Below are 20,020 nucleotides of genomic sequence, written 5' to 3'. Positions count from 1 at the left end.
ACCGTCGCCGGCCCGCCCCTTCGGTGAACGTCTCGTGCAGGCGGACTACTCCGCCGACGGCACGATCGCGACCGCGTTGCGACCGCGGTAGCGGCGGAACTCGACGGCGCCCGCGACCAGCGCGAACAGCGTGTCGTCGCCGCCGCGCCCGACGCCGGGGCCGGGGTGGAAGTGGGTGCCGCGCTGCCGGACGATGATCTCGCCGGCGTTGACGAGCTGGCCGCCGTAGCGCTTCACACCGAGGCGCTTGGCGTTGGAGTCGCGGCCGTTACGGCTGGACGACGCGCCCTTCTTGTGTGCCATCTGACCGCTCCCTTACTTCCCGGCCTTGATACCGGTGATCTTGACCTCGGTGTAGGGCTGACGGTGACCCATCCGCCGCTTGTACCCGGTCTTGTTCCGGTAGTGCATGATGTTGATCTTCGGGCCCTTGACGGCGCCGAGGATCTCGGCGGTCACCTCGTAGCGCGCGAGGTCGGCCGAGCCGCTGACGACGTCGTCGCCGTCCACGACCAGCACGGCCGGGAACGTGACGGTCGAGCCGACCTCACCGGCCAGCTTGTCGACGGTCAGCACGTCGTCGACCGCGACCCTCTCCTGCCTGCCGCCTGCGCGGACAATCGCGTACACCGCGGAAACCCTTCGTCTGCGCGCGCTTCCGGACTGAACCGGCCCCGCGCGTGGCTCACCAGCCCCCGGATGGGGGCCTACCCCCGGCACCGGTGCCGGAGGCGGCACACCAGGGGAGACCCCTGGCGCTCTCTGCTCGTCCCCACCGGATCGGCGGGGTGCGCACCGGACGGGCCCCGGAGGGGGACTCGCGGTGCATGGTCGACTGGCGCGCCCACGGCGCGCCGAATCAAATTGTACCCTGACTTAGCACGCGGGCAAATCTGTGCAGCAGTAGAGCAGGGTCGAAGCCCGAAGCCCTGACCGGAACGCGAACGCGTCCGGCCAGGGCATCCGGGCTCAGGCGTCGGCGTCCCCGGCCTCGGCGGCGGCCTGCGCCGCGGCGCGCGGACGGCGGGTGCGGCGGCGCCGCGCGGTGCCGCCCTCGGCGTCCTCGGCGTCCTCGTCCGGAGCGGGCGCGGCGCCGTTCGACTCGGCGGGCGCGGCGCCGTTGACCGCGACCGGCTCCGCCGAGTCCAGCGCGCCGGGCGAGGTGTCGGCCGCCTCCGCCGCGGCCTGGGCGGCCTCCACGGCGGCCTGCGCCGGAGCCTCCTCGGCGTCGACGTCGGGCGGCGGGCCCGCGGGGCGCTTGGCGGGGCCGGACTTCTTCGCCCGCGTCCGCGCCGGACGCGCCGCCTCCGGCTCCTCCGCCTCCCCGGCCTTCGTCTCGGCCTTCGCCTCGCTCTTGGCCTCGGACTTCGCGTCGTGCTTGGCGATCTTCTCCTCGACGGCCCGCTCGACCTCGCCCTTGCGCTTGCGGCGGCGGCCGCTCTCCTTGCCCGCCGCCTTGTCGGGCTTCGGCTCGACCGGCGTCAGGTGGACGTGGATGCCGCGCCCGTTGCAGGACTCGCAGGTCTCCGAGAACGCCTCCAGCAGCCCCTGCCCGACGCGCTTGCGGGTCATCTGGACCAGGCCGAGCGAGGTGACCTCGGCGACCTGGTGCTTGGTGCGGTCCCGCGACAGGCACTCCACGAGCCGGCGCAGCACCAGGTCGCGGTTGTTCTCCAGCACCATGTCGATGAAGTCGATCACGACGATGCCGCCGATGTCGCGCAGCCGGAGCTGGCGGACGATCTCCTCCGCCGCCTCCAGGTTGTTGCGGGTGACGGTCTCCTCCAGGTTGCCGCCCTGGCCGGTGAACTTGCCGGTGTTGACGTCGATGACCGTCATCGCCTCGGTCCGGTCGATCACCAGCGAGCCGCCGGAGGGCAGCCACACCTTGCGGTCCAGCGCCTTGGCGATCTGCTCGTCCACCCGGAACGCGCCGAGGACGTCCTGCGCGCCCTCCCACCGCTCGACCCGGTCGGCGAGGTGCGGCGCGACGTACTCGACGTAGTCCGAGACCGTGTCCCAGGCGTCGCCGCCGGAGACCACGAGCTTGCTGAAGTCCTCGTTGAAGATGTCGCGGACGACGCGGATCGTGAGGTCGGGCTCCCCGTACAGCAGCGACGGCGCCGACGCGGACTTGACCTTCTTCTGGATGCTCTCCCACTGCGCGGCCAGGCGCGAGACGTCCCGGGACAGCTCCTCCTCGGTCGCCCCCTCGGCCGCCGTGCGGACGATCACGCCCGCGTTCTCCGGCATGACCTTCTTCAGGATCGACTTCAGGCGGCTGCGCTCCTTGTCGGGGAGCTTGCGGCTGATGCCGGTCATCGAGCCGTCGGGGACGTAGACCAGGTAGCGGCCGGGCAGCGAGACCTGGCTGGTCAGCCGGGCGCCCTTGTGGCCGAGCGGGTCCTTGGTGACCTGGACGAGCACCGACTGGCCCGACTTCAGCGCCGACTCGATGCGGCGCGGCTGGCCCTCCAGGCCCGCGACGTCCCAGTTGACCTCGCCCGCGTACAGGACCGCGTTGCGGCCCTTGCCGATGTCGACGAACGCCGCCTCCATCGACGGCAGCACGTTCTGGACCTTGCCGAGGTAGACGTTGCCCACGTACGACTGGTGGGTCGCGCGGTTGACGTAGTGCTCGACGAGGACGTCGTCCTCCAGGACGGCGATCTGCGTGCGCTCGCCCTCCTGCCGCACCACCATGACCCGCTCGACCGACTCGCGGCGCGCCAGGAACTCCGCCTCGGTGATCACCGGCGGACGGCGGCGGCCCTGCTCGCGGCCCTCGCGGCGGCGCTGCTTCTTGGCCTCCAGCCGGGTCGAGCCCCGGACGGACTGGACCTCGTCCTCCACCGCGCGCGCGTCGCGGACGTGCACGACGGTGTTCGGCGGGTCGTCCTGCGGCCCGCCCTCGCCGTCGGCCCCGGACCGGCGCCTGCGGCGGCGGCGCCGGCGGCTCGTCGCGCCCTGGCCGTCGCCCTCGTCGTCGTCCTCGTCCTGCTCGGCCTTGGCGGTCTCCTTCGCCGCCTCCTTGGCCTCCCTGGCCTCCTTGGCGGCCTTGGCCTTCCCGCCCCTGGTCGCCTTGGCGGCCTTGGCGGGCTGCTCGTCCTTGGCCTCCTTGGCCTCCTTGGACTCCCGCGCTTCCCGGGCCTCGCCCGCCTCCTCGGCGTCGGCGCCCTCGTCGGCGTGCGCGTCGTCCTCGACGCCGTCCTTGCCGCGGCCGCGGCCGCGGCCGCCCCTGCGGCGGCGGCGGCGCGAGGGGCGGTCATCGCCCTCGTCCTCGTCGTCGTGGACGGCCGGCCCGTGCTCGGCCTCGTCCGCGGGCTCCTCGGCCTTCGGCTCCTCCCGGGGCCGCGCCGGCGCCTCGGCCTTCGGCTGCGGCGGCTGGAACACGACCATGGGCGGCTGGAACATCACGCCGGGCACGCCGACGCCGCTCGCGGGCTCGGTCTCCGACACCCGGGACGCGTCCGGCTCGCCGCCGGTGCCCGGCACCGCCGGGACCTCGGGGACGATCGGAGCGGCGGGCACGTCCGGCTCGTCGGGCGTGACGGGCGGGGCGGCGGCGCTGGTGCGGCGGCGGGTGCGCGTCCGGGTGGTGGGAGCCTTCTCTGCCGGGGCCTCGGCCTCCGGCGCCTCGGCCTGCGCCTCGCTCTTGGACGCGCCTACCTCAGGCGCCTCGCCCTTCGGTGCCTCGGCGGCCGGGGACGTCTCGGCCCCGGTCAGCGGCACGGCCTCGGCGGTCTCCTCGCCCTTGGCGGCCGCGCTCCTGGCGGTGCCGCTCTTGGCGCGGGTCCGCGTCCGCGTGGTCTTCTTCACCGGCGCCGCCTCGCCGGCCTCCTCCTGCTGCTGCTCGGGCGCGGCCGCCTCGGGCGCGGCCGCCGCCCCGGCCCGCGCCGCCGTGGCGCGCCGCCCGCGCGCCGCGGGACGTCCCGCCTCCTGCTCACTCCCGGCGTCGGCGGACGGGGAGCCGGTGTCGCTGGGAGCGGGCTCCTCCGTCTTGGCCTGCGCGGGCGTGTCCTCCACGTCCGGCGGGGGCCCCGCCGGACGGCTGGCGCGGCGGCGGGTACGCGTGGTCACGCCGGGCGCGGTGGTGTCGGTGGTCTCGTTATCGGTGGCCGAATCGGCGTCGTTGTCAAGCATCCGGGCAATCTCCCGTCAGGCTCCCGGGCGCGACCGCCTGTTCCGCCAGGGGGCGGATCGGGGCGGTGCGCCGCGCGGGAGCACTCCGTCAGTCGTCGGCGTCGCCACCGCCGGACGGTCGTCCGGTGATGACGACGAAGTCGTCGGGGGTGCGCCGACCGTCCCCTGCGGTCCGGTTCCGTGTCGCCACGGCTTCGGTCCCACGGTCAGGCGCTGACGGCATCCGCGCTCGCGGCGTCCCCGGGCTGCGGCCGCGTACGGTCGCGAGCCGTCTCGGCGTCGTCGCCGGACGGCAGGCCGCTCTCCCGGTCGGGATCCAGGGGATCCGCGAGGCCACCGGTGGCCGCGTCGAGGGGCCCCTGCGCCAGCCTGGTCACCAGTGGCGGTGACGGCGGCGCGAGGTCGGCGACCTGGCGCAGTCCGGTGAGGATGTCGTCGGGTCGTACGGCGGGTGTGGAATGCCGAACAACCATTCGAAGTATCGCACAAGGGGCATCCGCCGCCTCGGCGGCGCGCCGGTCCGGCTCCGGGGACTGTGCCTCCAGGGCCTGGACGGCGGCGCGCACGTCGAACCGGCGCCGCCCCTTCTTGGTGAGGCGCTCGACCTCGATCTCCCCGGCGTCCAGGAAGGCGGCCACGGCAGCGGCGGCGTCGTCGTAGGACACCCCGTCCAGCCGGATCCGCCACCGCGACGCCTGGAGCCGATCGGTGAACGCGCCCGGTTTGACCGGCGCGTCCCCGGCGCGTCCCGCCCGCACCGGCACGACATCGACGATGTCGAGCCCGGCGGGCAGTGCGGCGTCGAGCTCGTCCCGGACCCGCGCGGGGTCGCGGGTCTCGGTGAGCCCGATCTCAAGGTACTCGGCCTCGCTGGCCACCCCCGTCGCCGCCGCACCCGCGTACGAGATCTTCGGGTGGGGGGTGAATCCGGCGCTGAACGCGACAGGTATCCCGGCGCGCCGTACGGCGCGTTCCACGGCCCGGGAGATGTCGCGGTGGCTCGTGAACCGCAGCCTGCCCCGCTTGGCGTAGCGGACGCGAAGGCGCTGGATCACGGGGGCCGGGGCCGGCCCCTCCGGCATGGGTGCCAGGGCTCTTCGTCCTTCCTACTCGTGGTCGAGTCGAAAACGTCTCCCTATAGAGTACGGGGCCCGGCGCGCCCTTTCGCCCCTGGCCGGGGTCGGGCGAGCGCAAGCCCCGCAGCTCAGGGCGTTCACACGGCCGGTTCAGGCCCGGTCGAATCCCGTTCGGCCTGGGGATACGCCCGGCGCGGCGGGCCCGGGGCGGCGCCGGTCAGACGACCGAGAGCGGCAGCAGCTTCTTGCCCGTGGGGCCGATCTGGATCTCGGTGCCCATCGTGGGGCAGACGCCGCAGTCGTAGCAGGGCGTCCAGCGGCAGTCCTCGACCTCGGTCTCGTCGACCGCGTCCTGCCAGTCCTGCCAGAGCCACTCGCGGTCGAGCCCGGCGTCGAGGTGGTCCCAGGGGAGCACCTCGACCTCGTCGCGCTCGCGGACGGTGTACCAGTCGAGATCGACGGGCTGACCGGCGAAGACCTTGCCGGCGGCGGCCGTCCAGCGCTCGAAGGAGAAGTGCTCGCTCCAGCCGTCGAAGCGCCCGCCGTCCTCCCAGACGGCGCGGATGACCTCGCCGACCCGGCGGTCGCCGCGCGACAGCAGGCCCTCGATGATGGACGGGCGGCCGTCGTGGTAGCGCAGCCCGATGGCGCGGCCGTACTCGCGGTCGGCGCGCAGCGCGTCCTTGAGGGCGTGCAGGCGGCGGTCGACGGTCTCGTGGTCGCACTGGGCGGCCCACTGGAACGGGGTGTGCGGCTTCGGGACGAACCCGCCGATGGACACCGTGCAGCGGATGTCCTTGCGGCCGGTGGCCTCGCGGCCGGCCTGGATGACGCGCCTGGCCATCCCGGCGATCGCGAGGACGTCCTCGTCCTCCTCGGTGGGCAGCCCGCACATGAAGTACAGCTTGACCTGGCGCCAGCCGTTCTCGTAGGCGGTGCCGACGGTGCGGATCAGGTCGTCCTCGGTGACCATCTTGTTGATCACCTTGCGCATCCGCTCGGAGCCGCCCTCGGGCGCGAACGTCAGCCCGGAGCGCCGCCCGCCGCGCGAGAACTCGTTGGCGAGCGTGATGTTGAAGGCGTCCACGCGGGTGGAGGGCAGCGACAGCGAGGTGTTGGTGCCCTCGTAGCGGTCGGCGAGCCCCTTGGCGACCTCGCCGATCTCGCTGTGGTCGGCGCTGGACAGGCTGAGCAGCCCGACCTCCTGGAAGCCCGACTCCGACAGGCCCTGCTCGACCATCGCGCCGATCGTGGTGATCGACCGCTCCCGCACCGGCCGGGTGATCATCCCGGCCTGGCAGAACCGGCAGCCCCGGGTGCAGCCGCGGAAGATCTCGACGCTGAACCGCTCGTGCACGGTCTCGGCGAGCGGGACCAGCGGCTTGCGCGGGTAGGGCCACTGGTCGAGGTCCATGACCGTGTGCTTCTCGACCCGCCACGGCACGCCCGGACGGTTGGGCGCGACCCGCTGGATCCGCCCGTCCGGCAGGTAGCTCACGTCGTAGAAGCGCGGCACGTACACGCCGCCGGACGCGGCGAGGCGCAGCAGCAGCCCGTCGCGGCCGTCCGGCTCGCCCTCGGCCTTCCACTCGCGGACCACCTCGGTGATCGCCAGCGCGACCTCCTCGCCGTCGCCGAGGACGGCCGCGTCGAGGAAGTCGGCGATCGGCTCGGGGTTGAACGCGGCGTGCCCGCCCGCCAGCACGATCGGGTGCTCCGCGCCCCGGTCGGCGGCGCGCAGCGGGATCCCGGCGAGGTCGAGCGCCGTCAGCAGGTTGGTGTAGCCGAGTTCGGTCGAGAACGAGACGCCGAACACGTCGAACGCGGCGACCGGGCGGTGCGCGTCCACGGTGAACTGCGGGAGGCCGTGCTCGCGCATGACGGCCTCCATGTCGGGCCAGACCGAGTAGGTCCGCTCCGCGAGGACGCCGTCGCGCTCGTTGAGGATCTCGTAGAGGATCTGGACGCCCTGGTTCGGCAGCCCGACCTCGTAGGCGTCCGGGTACATGAGCGCCCACCGGACCTCGGCCTCGTCCCAATCCTTGACCTGGGAGTTCAACTCCCCGCCGACGTACTGGATCGGCTTTTGCACGCGCGGGAGCAGCGGCTCCAGTCGCGGGAAGATCGACTGGACGGGCATGGCGGTGTCCTCCGTGGTGGGGCCATGGGCGAACGTCCAGCCTACCGCCGCGCGACCGGCGGCCCGCCCGGCCGGGGCCCGCCGCCCGGTCGGAGGACCGCCGCTCAGTCGAAGGGCCTGCGGCGGACGTGCACCGCCTGCAACAGGCCGAAGGCGATCATGTTCGCGAACGTGGCGGAGCCGCCGTAGGACACGAACGGCAGCGGCAGCCCGGTGATCGGCATGATCCCGACCGTCATCCCGACGTTCTCGAACGTCTGGAACGCCAGCCAGCACACCACGCCGGTCGCGACCAGCGTGCCGAACAGGTCGGCGGCCTGGGTCGCGATGCGCAGCCCGCGCCACAGCACCACGCCGAGCAGCAGGATGATCACGGCGGCGCCGACGAAGCCGAGCTCCTCCCCCGCGACCGTGAAGATGAAGTCGGTCTGCTGCTCGGGGACGAAGTGCCCGCCGGTCTGCTCGCCGTTGAACAGGCCCTTGCCGAACGTCCCGCCGGAGCCGATCGCGATCCGCGCCTGCTGGGCGTTGTACCCGGCGCCGCGCGGGTCGGCGGAGGGGTCCATGAACGCGGTGAACCGGTCGAGCTGGTAGGGCTTGAGCAGGCCGAAGAACCACACCGCGAAGCCCGCGGCCAGGCCGCCGCCGACCAGCCCGGCGAGCCAGCGCTTGCGGGCGCCCGAGACCGCCAGCATGCCGAGCACCACGGCGGTGAACACCAGCGTCGTGCCGAGGTCGGGCTGGAGCATGATCAGCGCGGCGGGCACACCCGCGAGCGCGAGCGCGAGCAGCACGTCGCGGCGGCCCGGCCCGATCTCGCCGTCGCGCGGCTCGCCGAGGATCATCGCGAGCAGCACGACGAGCCCGACCTTGGCGAACTCCGAGGGCTGCACCTGGAACCCGCCGCCGACCACGATCCACGAGTGCGAGCCGTTGATCGTCGAGCCGAGCGGGGTGAGGACGGCGACCAGCCCCACGCAGGCCAGCCCGTACAGGATCGGGACGTAGGCGCGCAGCAGCCGGTAGTCGAGCACGGTCACCAGGCCGCCGAGCGCGAACCCGATCAGCAGGTTCAGGATGTGCCGCTTGAGGAAGCCCTCCGGGTCCTTGCCCTGGTCGGTCATGAGCTGGAAGGTCGCCGAGCGGACCAGCAGCGCTCCGATCAGCGACAGCACGAGGACGGTCAGGCACAGCGTCCAGTCGAGGCGCCGCAACCCGGCGACCACGCTCTGCCAGAGCGCCCGGTCGCGGTACCCGCCGACCGATCCGACGTTGGCCTCGTTCACGGTGCGGCTCCATCGGCCGGAGGCTTGGGCAGCTCGGACGGCAGCTTGCCGTCCTTCAGGAGGGGCTTCTTGTCCTTCGTCCCGTACATGGCCTCCCAGATCGCGCGGACGGTGGGGGCCGCCGTGGACGCGCCCGTGCCGCCCTGCGACACCATCGCGATGACCGCGAAGCGCGGCTTCTTCACCGGGCCGAACGAGGCGAACCAGGACGTGTCGTCCTTGCCGTAGACCTCGGCGGTGCCGGTCTTCCCGGCGACGTCGACGCGGTCGAAGTCGAACCCGGAGAACGCTCCGGCGGCCGTGCCCTTCTTGGTCACGTCGGCGAGGCCACTGCGGACGTACCTGAGGACCTTGCCGTCCACCGGCAGCCTCCGCTCCGGCCGCTGGGAGATCCGGCGCAGGAGCGAGCCGTCCGGCCGCATCAGCGCGACGCCGAGGTGGGGGGTGACCAGGCGGCCGCCGTTGGCGAGCGCCGCGTAGGCGCGGGCGAGTTGGAGCGGCGTGACCAGCACGTCGCCCTGCCCGACGGAGAAGTTCGCGGCGTCGCCCGCGCGCCAGACGAAGCCCTCGGTGCAGTTCTCGGAGGCGATCGAGCGCAGGTAGGCGGCGCGGGCCGGGTCGGTCTTGGCGACGCTCGGGTAGCCCTCCTTGGCGCCCTTGCAGTCGGCCTTCCTGGTCGCCTCCCAGTAGGAGCGCTTCCAGGCCCGGTCGGGGATGCGGCCGGGCGTCTCGCTCGGCAGGTCGATGCCGGTGCGGGCGCCGAACCCGAAGGAGCGGGCCATCCCCACCATCGGGTCGGACGGGTTCTTCTTCGGCTTCATGCCCCCGTCGCGCAGCCACTCCTCGTAGGCGAACTTGTAGAAGATCGTGTCGCAGGAGACGACCAGCGCCTCGTGCAGGTTCATGTTGCCGTGGCCCTGGCCCTCGAAGTTCGTGAACGCGCGGCTGCCGACGTTGTAGGAGCCGGGGCAGGGGTAGATGCCGTTCAGCCCGTAGCCGTCCTTCACCGCCGCCGCCACCGAGGAGATCTTGAACGTCGAGCCGGGCGCGAACTGGCCCTGCGTGACGCGCGAGGTGAGCGGCTCGCCCTTCTTCTTGCCGAGCAGCCCGTCGTACTCGTCCTGGGAGATGCCGCCGGTCCAGATGCTCGGGTCGTAGGTGGGGTAGCTCGCCATCGCGACCATCTTGCCGGTCTGCACGTCCATCACGACGGCGGCGCCCGCGTCGGCCTTGTGGCCCTGCTTGCGCGCGCCCTCGACCGCGGTCTGGAGCGCCTTCTCCGCCGCGCCCTGCACGCCCGCGTCGATGCTGGTGACGAGGTTGCCGCCGACGACCGGCGCCTTCTCGGCGGCGGTCCCGGTGACGCGGCCCTGGCTGTCGACGAGCACCTTGCGGTAGCCGGGCTCGCCGCGCAGGTCGGCGTCGTACTGCGCTTCCAGACCGGCGCGCCCGATCAGGTCGACGCCGCTGTAGCCGGTGACCTTCAGGCCCTTGCGCTGGTCGAGCTCCTCCTGCGTGATCGGCTGGAGGTAGCCGAGCGCCTGCGCGGCGCCCGCGCCCTCGGGCCGCGGGTAGTCGCGGACGGCCTGGACCTGCGCGGTGACGCCGGGGAAGTCCTCCTGCCGCTCCATGATCTGCAACGCCCGGCGGGGGTCGACGCGGTCGTCCACCGGGATCGGCTGGTAGGGGGAGCCCGGCCAGCACGGCCGCTTGATGCCGGGGCCGCACAGCCGGATCCGCTTCTCGATCTCCTCCTGGCTCGTGCCGAGGACCCCGGCGAGCCGCCTCAGGACGGAGGTGCCGTGGTCGCGCTGCCGCGACAGCGAGGTGCGGTCGACCGAGACGACCAGCGCGCTGCGGTTGCGGACCAGCGGGCGGCCCTGGCCGTCCAGGATCATGCCCCGGATCGCGGGGACGACGATGTCGCGGGTGCGGTTCTGCGCGGCGACCTGCCGGTAGTGCGTGCCCGACAGCACCTGGAGCGACCAGAGCCGCCCGACCAGCACCAGCAGCAGCGCCGCCACGAGGACGTACAGCACCACCAGCCGGAAGTGCGTCCTGGGGTTCACAGGCTCCCGCTCCGCCCCGACATCGCGCGGTAGCGGGCGGCGGGCACCGAGAAGCGGTCGCCGCGCGCGCGGTCGCCGCGCTCGAACCTCCGGGTGACGCGCAGCACCGCCCACACGACGAACGGGCTGGCGACCACGTCGTAGACGACCTGGAGCGGCACCATCCGCGACACCGTGCCCCACTCGGCGCGCGGGTCGCCGAGGATCATCCCGGTCGCCGCGTACAGCACGGCGCCCGCGAGGGCCCCGGCGGCGACGGCGAAGAACGGCACGACCGACTGGCGGTCCATCTCGGCGGAGGCGATCCCGCACAGGTAGCCGATGAGGCAGTAGACGAGGGCGTAGCGCCCGAGCGTGTGGTCGGCGGGCGGGACGATGTCGGCGGCCAGGCCCGCCAGGAACCCGGTGACCATACCGGTCATCGAGCCGCTGACCAGGGCGAGCGCCACCACGGCCAGCAGGACGAGGTCGGGCTGGACCCCGCCGGGCGTCGGCAGCCGGTTGGCCACCGACACCTGGAGGATCAGCGCGACCGCGACCACCAGGACGGTCATCACCCGACGCCCGGTCTGCGACTTCTCCGGCACGTTCAGCACGTCAGTCCTCTGAGGTCGGTCTCGGGTGCGGGCTCTTGGTGCCGCGCGGCCTCGCCTTGGCCGGGTCCCCGGAGGGCGACGCGCCGGGGCTCGGCTTCCCGGTCGGCGCCGGGGTCGGGGTCGGCGGCGGGGCCGGCTTGGGCGGCAGCACCGCGTCGCGCGGGTCGTGCCGGGGCGGCGCGACGACGACGCCGACCACGTCCAGGCTGGTGAAGCGGACGAACGGCCGGACGTAGGCGGTGCGGGTCAGCCCGCCGCTGGAGTTGTCGATGCGCTCGACGACGCCGATAGGGACGCCCGGCACGTACGGCCGCTCGCCCTGCGACCCGAGCGTGACGACGCGCTGCCCGACGCGCATCGGCGCCGCCGCGTCCAGCAGCTGGAAGCGCAGCGGGGTGGCGCCGTTGCCGAGGCCGCGGCGGCCGCGGCCCTGCACGATCCCGATCTCCTTGGAGTCCTCCAGGCGGGAGCCGATCGAGGACGTCTGGTCGGTGGCGAGCAGCACGGTCGCGGTGGCGGGCCCGACGCGGGTGACGCGGCCGACGAGCCCCTGCGCGCTCATCACGGTCATGTCGGTCCTGATGCCGTTGCGGGTGCCGACGTCGATCGTGACGGTGTCCTCGAAGCCCTGCCCGGCGGAGATCACCTGCGCCGCGCGGATCCGGTAGCCGCCCGCCCCGGCGGTGCCGAGCAGCCGCTGGAGCTGGGCGGAGCGGTCCTGGTCGAGGCGGCCCGCGCGCAGTTGCTCGCGCAGCCGCTGGTTCTCCCGTTCGAGCCGGTCGGCGCGGTGGCGCTCGCCCGGCGCGTCGGTGATGGCGTCGAAGGTGTCCCCGACCGGCCGCACGACCGAGGCCGAGGCCCGCTCGACCGGGCCGAACACCGCCGCGCCGACGTCGCGCAGCCCGCGCAGCGGGGAGTGCTCCCCGCCGCGGTAGTCAACGGTGATCATCGCGAGCGCCGTGACGATCAGCGCGCCGAGGACCACGCGGGTCCGCCGGGTGTCCTTCACCCACCGACCTCCCGTTTCTCCTGAATCCGCCGGGAGCTCAGTGCCGCGGCTCCGGGACGAGCACCTGCCGGAGCGACTCGAAGTCCTCGACGCACTTGCCCGTGCCGAGCACGACCGAGTCGAGCGGGTTGTCCACGAGGTGGATCGGCATGCCGGTCTCCTCGCGGAGCCGCTCGTCGAGGTTCTTCAGCAGGGCTCCGCCGCCGGTGAGGGCGATCCCGCGGTCCATGATGTCGCCCGACAGCTCGGGCGGGCACTTGTCGAGCGTGGTCTTCACCGCGTCCACGATGGAGTTGACCGGCTCCTCGATCGCGCGCCGCACCTCCTCGGCGGAGATCACGACGGTCTTCGGCAGCCCGCTGACCAGGTCGCGGCCGCGGATCTCGGCGTGCGGCTCCTCGTCCCCGCCCGGGTAGGCGGAGCCGATCGCCATCTTGATCTCCTCGGCGGTCCGTTCCCCGAGCATGAGCGAGTACTCCTTCTTGGAGAAGGAGATGACCGCCTGGTCGAGTTCGTCGCCGCCGACGCGGACCGACTGGCTCGTGACGATGCCGCCGAGCGAGATGATCGCGACCTCGGTGGTACCGCCGCCGATGTCGACGACCATGTTGCCGGTGGGCTCGTAGACGGGCAGCCCGGCGCCGATCGCGGCGGCCATGGGCTCCTCGATGATGTAGACGCGGCGGGCGCCGGCCTGGTACCCGGCCTCCTTGACGGCGCGCTGCTCCACCCCGGTGATGCCGCTCGGCACCGCCACCACGATGCGCGGTTTGGCGAAGTGCCGGCGCTTGTGCACCTTCTGGATGAAGTAGCGGAGCATCCGCTCGGTGACGTCGAAGTCGGCGATCACGCCGTCCTTGAGCGGGCGGACGGCGACGATGTTGCCGGGCGTGCGGCCGATCATCCGCTTCGCCTCGATGCCGACCGCGACGATCTTCCCGGTGTTGGTGTTGATCGCCACCACCGAGGGTTCGTTCAGGACGATGCCACGCCCGCGCACGTACACCAGCGTGTTGGCGGTGCCAAGATCGACCGCCATGTCACGGCCAAGAAACGACAGCTTGTTACCCATGAAGAAAGGGAGCCCTTCATCTTGACGGGCGTGTATAGCGGCTTGTCCATCGTAACGTGCTCACGCGCCAGCGGGCAGTCACCCCCGGCGCGCGCGTCGCCAAAAATTCGTGTGCTGAGCAGCCTTGTTTTAGTTAAAACACAACGCGGGCCGGTCCGCCGGCCCGCGTGTGTCGATGTGCCTCGTCCGGGCGCCGCCCGGAGGGGGGTCAGCCCAGTTCGGGGAAGAACAGCTTGATCTCGCGCTCGGCGGAGTAGGTGGAGTCGGAGCCGTGCACGATGTTCTCGCCGATCTCCAGCGCGAAGTCGCCGCGGATGGTGCCGGGGGTGGCGCTCACCGGGTCGGTGGCGCCGGCGAGGGCGCGGAACGCCTCGATGGCGCGCGGGCCCTCGACCACCATCGCGACCAGCGGGCCGCCGGTGATGAACTCGACCAGCTCGCCGAAGAACGGCTTGCTGGCGTGCTCCTCGTAGTGCGCCTCGGCGGTCTCGCGCGCGAGCGTGCGCAGTTCGAGCGCGACGAGCGACAGGCCCTTGCGCTCGATCCGCGAGATCACCTCGCCGACGACGCCGCGGCGGACACCGTCGGGCTTGACCAGGACAAGAGTGCGCTCGGACACGGAAGACTCTCCTCGATGAGTTTCGGATCGGGGTGGCGCCGCCCCGTCCGACGGGGCCGGCCAGGCGTGACCGGTCACGCCGCGGCCCGCGCACCACTGCGCGCGAATCCTACCCGGCGCCGGGCCCCGCGGCGGCCTCGGCCTCTCCGGCGGCGGCCCCGGGGGCCGGGTCGATCGCGGCGGCGGCGCGTCCCGTCGCCCGCGCGCCGGCACGCGCGGCGCGGGCGGCGGCGCGGGCCCGGGAGCGGGCGCCGGCGAGGGCGCCCGCGCGGACCGTCGCGGCGGCGAGCGGCACGAGCGCCCCGGCCGCGGCGGCGAGCCAGGCGTGGTAGCCGCCGGCCAGCGCGTCCAACTGCTGCGCCTGCGTCACCGGGCGCGCCCGCACGAGCCAGGACGCCTGGAGCGACAGCACCACGAGCTGACCCGCGAGGACGGCCGGGAACAGCAGCGCCAGCCCGAACAGCGCCGCGCCGGCGGACGCGTCGCGCAGCGAGGCGGCCAGCGCCAGGCCCGCCCCGGCGCCGAGCGGGACGAGGAGGGCGCACAGGCTCGCCTGCCCCGCCGTCCCGCCCGCGAGGCCGTCCGCGAGCCCGAACGTGCGGCCGGTCGCGAGGCCGAACGGCAGGGCGGCGAGCATCAGGCCGTACCCCGCCAGGACGCCGGCCTTGGGCCTCGCCCGCAGGGACGCGAGCGCCCCCGCGATCGCGGCGGCACCGGCGAGCGCGAACGGCGTCAGCGGCACGCCGGTGCCGCCGCGCGCGTGGGCGCCCACGGCGGCGAGCCCCGCCAGCGGCGCGGCGACCGGGTAGGTGAGCAGCCCGGTCGCGATCATGACGACCGCGCAGCCGTGCGGGCCGCCCACCGAGGCGTCCCCGCCGCAGGCGAGCGCGAGGGCGAGCAGGGCGGGCAGCGCGAGCGCGCCGACGGCGAGCCGCGCGCCCGGCGACCACCCGTCCGCCGCGACGACGGCGAGGAACGCGAACCCCGCCGAGGGGACGAGCGGCAGCACGAGTTGGCCGCGCTCGATGTGCCGCGGCGCGGGCAGCCGCCACGGGCCGCGCCCGCGCAGGAACAGGAACAGCGCGACGGCGGCGACGGCCGCGATCGCGGGCCAGGGGGTGGGGGCGAGCGCGCGGTGCCAGTCCGGGCCGCGCGCGGCGTCCCCGCGCGACATCGGGACGAGGCGCAGCGCCACCGGCATCGCCGCCAGCAGCGCGCACACCAGGCCGCCCGCCCAGAGCGCGGCGAGCGCGCGGCTGCGCCGCTCCCAGATCAGGACGAGCGAGGCGGGCAGCACGATGCCCGCCCCCGCGCCCTCCGCCGCGCGGACGAACCCGGCCTGCGGCACCGATCCGGCGAACCGCGCCGCGCCGATCCCGGCGAGCAGCAGGAGCAGCCCGGCGGCGGCCACCGAGCACGCGGAGAACCGGCGGGCGGCGACGGCGGCGAGCGGCACCGCGAGCAGCAGCGCGGGCAGCGACAGGCCGGTGGCGCGCAGCAGCCCGGCGACGTCGCCCGTGCCGAGGCGCAGCGCCTCGGCGGCCGCGGGCGCGACGTTCGCGGTGGTGTCGGGGACGGTCAGCACGGCGGCGGGCAGCACGGTCGCGGCCATCACCAGCGCGCCGGACGTGGCGGCGACGGTGGCCGCCCGGCCCCGCCGGGCCGGGTGTTGGTATGTGCGGGTGGACACGACCTTCTCCTCCGGAGGTCGCCGTCCACCAACGTCCAGCATTTCCCAAAAGAGAAAGATGTCGGAATTGACCGGGAAGGGAAAGCGCAGGCGGACGGGAATGGGCGCCGCCTCCGAATTTAGCGCGCCGCCGCTTCCCGCGCCTTGCGTCCCATCCAAATCGCCGTTCCCCAGAGCGCCCCGAACAGGGCGCCGAGGAAGAACATGGTCGGCACCATGAACCCGGTCGCGATGACGAGCACCTGGAGGACCGTGCCCGCCGGGACCGCCCAGGAGAACCGCAGCAGCCCGGCCATCAGCAGGCAGACGACCGCCAGCCCCCCGCACACCGCGCCCGCCGTGCCCCCGCTCACGTCCAGGACGGCCACCGCCACCGGGATCGCGAGCGCGATCACGACCGCCTCGCAGGCCAGCACCGTGGCCAGCAGCCGCCGCACCGGATCCCCGGCGGGCCGCGCCCGGGAGGCCCCCGGCCCGCCCGTGCCCCGGCCCGTGCCCGCGCCGCCCGTGCCCGCGCTCGTGTCGTCGCCCGCGCCGGATGCGTCCATGACCGTCACCGGCCCTCCCCTACGCGCAGCAGCGTCCTGGCGTCGCCGACCGTGACCACCGACCCGGTGATCAGGACGCCCGCGCCCTGGTACTCGCCGGTCTCCTCGGCCAGCCCGATGGCCCGGTCGATGGCGTCGTCGAGCCGGTCGGCGATGTGCACGCGCTCGGGCCCGAAGATCCCCCCGGCGATCTCGGCCAGTTCCTCGGGCGGCAGCGAGCGCGGCGAGGTGTTGCGGGTCACGACCAGCTCGGCGAGGACGGGTTCGAGCTGGTCGAGCATGCCCGCGACGTCCTTGTCGGCGGCGGCGGCGAGCACCCCGACCAGCCGGGTGAAGCCGAACGACTCGGTGACGGTCTGGACGCTCGCGGCCATCCCGGCGGGGTTGTGCGCCGCGTCCAGCAGGACGGTCGGGCCCGTCCGGACGACCTCAAGGCGCCCCGGCGACGCGGCCTTGGCGAACCCGCTGCGCACGAGCGCCGGGTCGAGCCCTCCGTCGCCGCCGGTGTAGGTCTCGCCGGGCGCGACGCGGGTGGCGGCCTCCAGGCCCGCCTCCCCCGCGCTCGCCGCGCCGCCCGCGAACGCCTCGACGGCGGCGAGCGCGGTCGCGGCGTTGCCCGCCTGGTGCTCGCCGAACAGCGGGAGGAAGACCTCGTCGTAGATCCCGTGCAGGCCCTGGAGGCGCAGCATCTGGCCGCCGAACGCGACCTCGCGGCCGAGCACGCCGAACTCGATGCCCTCGCGGGCCGCCGTCGCGCCGCTCTCCACGACCCGCCGCAGCAGCACCTCGGCCGCCTCCACCGGCTGCTGCGCCAGCACGGCGACCGCGCCGGGCTTGATGATCCCGGCCTTCTCGCCCGCGATCTCCTCGACGGTGTCGCCGAGGTAGCGGGTGTGGTCCAGGCCGATCGGGGTGATCACGGCGACGGCGCCGTCGGCGAGGTTGGTGGCGTCCCAGGTGCCGCCCATCCCGGTCTCGACGACCGCGACGTCGACCGGCGCGTCGGCGAACGCCGCGTAGGCCATGGCGGTGAGGACCTCGAAGAACGACAGCGGCACCGGGTGCTTGCCGTCGATCATCTGGACGTAGGGCAGGACGTCGCGCAGCGTCTCGACGAACCGCTCCTCGCTGAGCGGCTCCCCGTCGATCGCGATCCGCTCCCGCAGCGTGGTCATCTCCGGGCTGGTGTAGAGGCCGGTGCGCAGCCCGCGCTCGCGCAGCAGCGCCTCGATGAGCCGCGCGGTGCTGGTCTTGCCGTTCGTCCCGGCCACATGGATGACGGGGTAGGCGCGATGGGGGTCGCCCAGGACGTCGACCAGGTCGCGGACGCGGTCGAGCGTGGGGTCGATCTCCCACTCGACGCCGCGGCTCATGATCACGCCGATGGCGTCCCGGTAGTCGAGCGGCTCGGTTGGCTGGCTCACGATGCTCCATGACTGCGGAAAGTGACCCTCAGAGCCTACTCGGCACCGCCGCCCGGCCCGCCCCGGGCCGGGCACTGCGAGCATGGGACGCATGGGCGCCGATGAGGTCTTCTTCGCGGAGTGGGAACGACGCGCCGCCGGGGCGAAACGCAGCCTTCCCCGTGCGCGCGCGCTGGCGGAGGTCCTTGGCGTCCTCTCCCTGGACGTTCCGCTCCTGACCGTCGTGGGCTCCAAGGGAAAGGGCACGGCCGCGACCTACGCGTCGGCGTTCTTGGCGGCGGCGGGCAGGCGCGTGTGCACGGTGACGAGCCCCGGCCTGCGCGACAACCGCGACCGCCTCCGTGTGGACGGCCGAGCCGTGTCGGAGGGCGACCTCGCCTCCCTGGGGCGGCGGCTCCGCGACGGCATCGCCGTGCTCGCGCCCTCCGAGGGCTACCTGTCCCCCGCCGGGCTGTTCACGCTCGCGGGCGTCCTGCACGCGCGGGACGTGGACGCGGACGTGCTGGTCCTGGAAGCGGGCATGGGCGGACGCTCGGACGAGGTCGGCCTGTTCCCCCCGGACGTCGTCGCCCTCACCCCCGTCTTCGGCGAGCACCTCGGCGTCCTCGGCGACACGGCCGCGGAGATCGCGCTCGACAAGCTCGGCGTGGCCGGGCCGCGCACGCGAGCCGTTCTCTCCGCGCCGCAGTCCCCCGAGGTCGCGGACGCGCTGGCGGGACGCGTCGAGTACGTCGCACCCGGCGACGGCGGCCTCGCCCCCGACCTGCTGCCCGAAGGGCTCGGACGGGTCAGCGCCGAACTCGGCGTCGCCGCCGCGCGGCGCGTGCCCGGCGTGGGCGAGCCCGACCCCGCGCGGACGGCGGCGGTGCTGGCGTCGGTCGTCCTGCCGGGGCGGCTGTCCTGGCACCGCGTCCCCGGGTCCGCGACCACCGTGCTCGTCGACTCCGCCGTCGACCGGACGGGCGTCGCCGCCGCGCTCGCCGCCGCCCGCGCCCGCTGGGGAGCCGTCGACCACGCCGTCGTCTGCCTGCCCGACCACAAGGACCTGGACGGCGCGGTCGCCGCGCTCGGCGACGTGCCCGTGACGTTCGTCCGGCTCCCGGCGGCGCACCTGCGCTTCACCCGCGCGCTCCCGCCGTCCTGGGACGTCGTCGAGGCGGCCGCCATCACGCCCGCCTCGCTCGCCACCCTCGGGCACCGCGTCCTCGCCGTCGGGACCGTCTACTTCACCGGCCTCGTCCTCGACGCGGTGGACGCCGGGACGCGGCGGCTGTTCAACGCCGGGGCTTCTCCACGTCCTGGCGGATCCGGCGCATGAGGTCGGCCACCACCGGGATCTCCTGGTTCGCCGCCGCCGTCACGTCGAGGGCGGTGCCCGGGGAGCCCGCGGCGTCCACGGTGTTCGTCGTGTTCGTCGTGTTCGTCGTGTTCGTCGTGTTCGCGGCGGCGCGCACGGCGATGTTGGACGCGACGACGCCGTAGGAGTCCTTCGTCGCCCACGCGCAGTAGACGTGCACCTCGGCCAGCACGGCGAACGACCCGCACAGCGCCCGCCCGCCCTCTTTGCCCGGGCCGGTGCTCTGCGCGGCGATGAACGTCGGCGGGCGGATCGTCCGCAGGAAGGCGACCGGGTCGCCGACCGCGCCCGTCCCGCCCATGAACAGCACGTTCAGCGGCCCGCCCGGCGCGTCGGCGTAGACGGCCGCGCCGTCCTTGCTCACCGGGACGCCGCCCGCCCTGACCGCCGCCGCGACGAACGGGTAGGCCGCGCTCGTCACCGGCTGCGCGGTGCCGTCCCGGCGCAGCCCGCCCGCGACCGCGACCGCCGTGATCCGCCGCTTGGACGCGGTGATCTCCGAGCCGGTCTTCTTCCCGCCGTTCGAGCGGAACGCCAGCACGCCCGCCAGGAGCACCACGACGAGGAGCGCGCCGACGCCCGCGCCGAGCAGCAGCCTCGGGACCGGCTTGCGCTCACCGAGCCCGGCCCCCGGAAGCGGAGGCTGGGGCGCCACCGGAAGCGGCCCGGTGCCGTTCGGCGGAGGGGGGACCGCGTGCGGGCCCGTGCCGTCCTGGACGTTCTGCGGGCCGGTGCCGCCGCCCTGGTCCACCGACCACCACGGAAGCGACGCGCCCCACGGCGCCGCCTCCAACCCCGGCTCCAACCCCGGCTCCGGCCCCGGTTCGGGGACGGGTCCGGGCGGCGGTTGCGGGTCGGCGTCGTCGGCGGCCCGCGCCACGGCCACGTCGTCACCGGACGGGACGTCCGGCGCGTCGGACGGAGAAGGTGAACCGGCCATTGCACTCCCGAAGATTCCCTTGCCCGCGCGGGGGCGCCGCCCACGGCCCGC

General features: G+C 74.3%; 16 protein-coding genes. 1 reads left to right on the top strand and 15 read right to left on the bottom strand.

Annotated features, from left to right (window positions below; all coding sequences use genetic code 11):
- Nucleotides 1–45 precede the first annotated feature (45 nt).
- The 14 genes from rpmA to GNZ18_RS20330 form a co-directional block, all read right to left on the bottom strand.
- Complete coding sequence (gene rpmA / locus GNZ18_RS20395; protein ID WP_156218035.1) at nt 46–303, bottom strand: 50S ribosomal protein L27; 258 nt, start codon at nt 301–303, stop codon at nt 46–48.
- Between the two features lie 12 nt (nt 304–315).
- The gene (rplU, locus tag GNZ18_RS20390) at nt 316–630 is read right to left on the bottom strand and encodes a 50S ribosomal protein L21 (RefSeq protein WP_214620644.1); all 315 of its coding nucleotides are present in this window, start codon (nt 628–630) and stop codon (nt 316–318) included.
- A 339-nt stretch (nt 631–969) separates the two neighbouring features.
- Entirely contained in the window at nt 970–4,143 is a 3,174-nt protein-coding gene (locus GNZ18_RS20385) for an Rne/Rng family ribonuclease (protein WP_156218034.1), read from the bottom strand.
- Between the two features lie 206 nt (nt 4,144–4,349).
- A complete protein-coding gene (locus GNZ18_RS20380; RefSeq protein ID WP_156218033.1) occupies nt 4,350–5,225 on the bottom strand; it encodes a TIGR03936 family radical SAM-associated protein in 876 nt (291 codons plus the stop codon).
- Between the two features lie 211 nt (nt 5,226–5,436).
- Entirely contained in the window at nt 5,437–7,359 is a 1,923-nt protein-coding gene (locus GNZ18_RS20375) for a TIGR03960 family B12-binding radical SAM protein (protein WP_156218032.1), read from the bottom strand.
- Nucleotides 7,360–7,463: 104 nt separating this feature from the next.
- Nucleotides 7,464–8,645: a rod shape-determining protein RodA gene (gene rodA, locus GNZ18_RS20370; RefSeq protein ID WP_214620641.1), complete on the bottom strand. Its 1,182-nt coding sequence runs from the start codon at nt 8,643–8,645 to the stop codon at nt 7,464–7,466.
- Nucleotides 8,642–10,714 carry a penicillin-binding protein 2 gene (gene mrdA / locus GNZ18_RS20365; protein WP_214620640.1) on the bottom strand — a complete coding sequence of 691 codons (2,073 nt, stop codon included), beginning with the start codon at nt 10,712–10,714 and terminating at the stop codon, nt 8,642–8,644. Before mrdA ends, rodA begins: the two co-directional genes overlap by 4 nt.
- On the bottom strand, nt 10,711–11,310 hold the full coding sequence (gene mreD, locus GNZ18_RS20360; protein WP_214620639.1) for a rod shape-determining protein MreD: 600 nt from the start codon (nt 11,308–11,310) through the stop codon (nt 10,711–10,713). The genes mrdA and mreD overlap by 4 nt, the downstream gene beginning before the upstream one ends.
- Before the next feature lies 1 nt (nt 11,311).
- Nucleotides 11,312–12,319 carry a rod shape-determining protein MreC gene (gene mreC, locus GNZ18_RS20355; protein ID WP_214620638.1) on the bottom strand — a complete coding sequence of 336 codons (1,008 nt, stop codon included), beginning with the start codon at nt 12,317–12,319 and terminating at the stop codon, nt 11,312–11,314.
- A gap of 37 nt (nt 12,320–12,356) precedes the next feature.
- Nucleotides 12,357–13,391, bottom strand: coding sequence for a rod shape-determining protein (locus tag GNZ18_RS20350; protein ID WP_067461266.1), 1,035 nt, complete (start codon nt 13,389–13,391; stop codon nt 12,357–12,359).
- Between the two features lie 208 nt (nt 13,392–13,599).
- Complete coding sequence (gene ndk, locus GNZ18_RS20345) at nt 13,600–14,010, bottom strand: nucleoside-diphosphate kinase (protein WP_214620637.1); 411 nt, start codon at nt 14,008–14,010, stop codon at nt 13,600–13,602.
- A gap of 109 nt (nt 14,011–14,119) precedes the next feature.
- Nucleotides 14,120–15,700 (bottom strand): hypothetical protein, encoded by a 1,581-nt coding sequence (locus GNZ18_RS20340; RefSeq protein ID WP_156218031.1) that lies wholly within the window; start codon nt 15,698–15,700, stop codon nt 14,120–14,122.
- A 119-nt stretch (nt 15,701–15,819) separates the two neighbouring features.
- A complete protein-coding gene (locus GNZ18_RS20335; RefSeq protein ID WP_156218154.1) occupies nt 15,820–16,248 on the bottom strand; it encodes a DUF4233 domain-containing protein in 429 nt (142 codons plus the stop codon).
- 5 nt (nt 16,249–16,253) lie between these two features.
- The gene (locus GNZ18_RS20330; RefSeq protein WP_156218153.1) at nt 16,254–17,621 is read right to left on the bottom strand and encodes a bifunctional folylpolyglutamate synthase/dihydrofolate synthase; all 1,368 of its coding nucleotides are present in this window, start codon (nt 17,619–17,621) and stop codon (nt 16,254–16,256) included.
- A 142-nt stretch (nt 17,622–17,763) separates the two neighbouring features.
- Between GNZ18_RS20330 and GNZ18_RS20325 the strand changes: the two genes are divergently transcribed.
- Nucleotides 17,764–18,990, top strand: a complete 1,227-nt coding sequence (locus GNZ18_RS20325; RefSeq protein WP_156218030.1) for a folylpolyglutamate synthase family protein — start codon at nt 17,764–17,766, stop codon at nt 18,988–18,990.
- On the opposite strand, the gene GNZ18_RS20320 is transcribed toward GNZ18_RS20325, so the two are convergent.
- On the bottom strand, nt 18,947–19,969 hold the full coding sequence (locus GNZ18_RS20320) for a hypothetical protein (RefSeq protein ID WP_156218029.1): 1,023 nt from the start codon (nt 19,967–19,969) through the stop codon (nt 18,947–18,949). The genes GNZ18_RS20325 and GNZ18_RS20320 overlap by 44 nt on opposite strands.
- Nucleotides 19,970–20,020 lie beyond the last annotated feature (51 nt).

Origin of the sequence: Actinomadura litoris (genome assembly GCF_009733595.1) — a bacterium.
Taxonomy (GTDB): Bacteria; Actinomycetota; Actinomycetes; order Streptosporangiales; family Streptosporangiaceae; genus Spirillospora; species Spirillospora litoris.
Note: the sequence above shows the minus strand (reverse complement) of the source record. Positions and strands in the feature narration are given on the sequence as shown.

Bases quoted from the DNA above. Each gene is read 5' to 3' on its own strand.
- GNZ18_RS20335 (WP_156218154.1), bottom strand. From the start codon at position 16,248: ATGGACGCATCCGGCGCGGGCGACGACACGAGCGCGGGCACGGGCGGC.
- rpmA (WP_156218035.1), bottom strand. From the start codon at position 303: ATGGCACACAAGAAGGGCGCGTCGTCCAGCCGTAACGGCCGCGACTCC.
- GNZ18_RS20380 (WP_156218033.1), bottom strand. From the start codon at position 5,225: ATGCCGGAGGGGCCGGCCCCGGCCCCCGTGATCCAGCGCCTTCGCGTC.
- GNZ18_RS20350 (WP_067461266.1), bottom strand. From the start codon at position 13,391: ATGGGTAACAAGCTGTCGTTTCTTGGCCGTGACATGGCGGTCGATCTT.
- GNZ18_RS20325 (WP_156218030.1), top strand. From the start codon at position 17,764: ATGGGCGCCGATGAGGTCTTCTTCGCGGAGTGGGAACGACGCGCCGCC.
- GNZ18_RS20385 (WP_156218034.1), bottom strand. From the start codon at position 4,143: ATGCTTGACAACGACGCCGATTCGGCCACCGATAACGAGACCACCGAC.
- GNZ18_RS20375 (WP_156218032.1), bottom strand. From the start codon at position 7,359: ATGCCCGTCCAGTCGATCTTCCCGCGACTGGAGCCGCTGCTCCCGCGC.
- GNZ18_RS20330 (WP_156218153.1), bottom strand. From the start codon at position 17,621: ATGAGCCGCGGCGTCGAGTGGGAGATCGACCCCACGCTCGACCGCGTC.
- GNZ18_RS20320 (WP_156218029.1), bottom strand. From the start codon at position 19,969: ATGGCCGGTTCACCTTCTCCGTCCGACGCGCCGGACGTCCCGTCCGGT.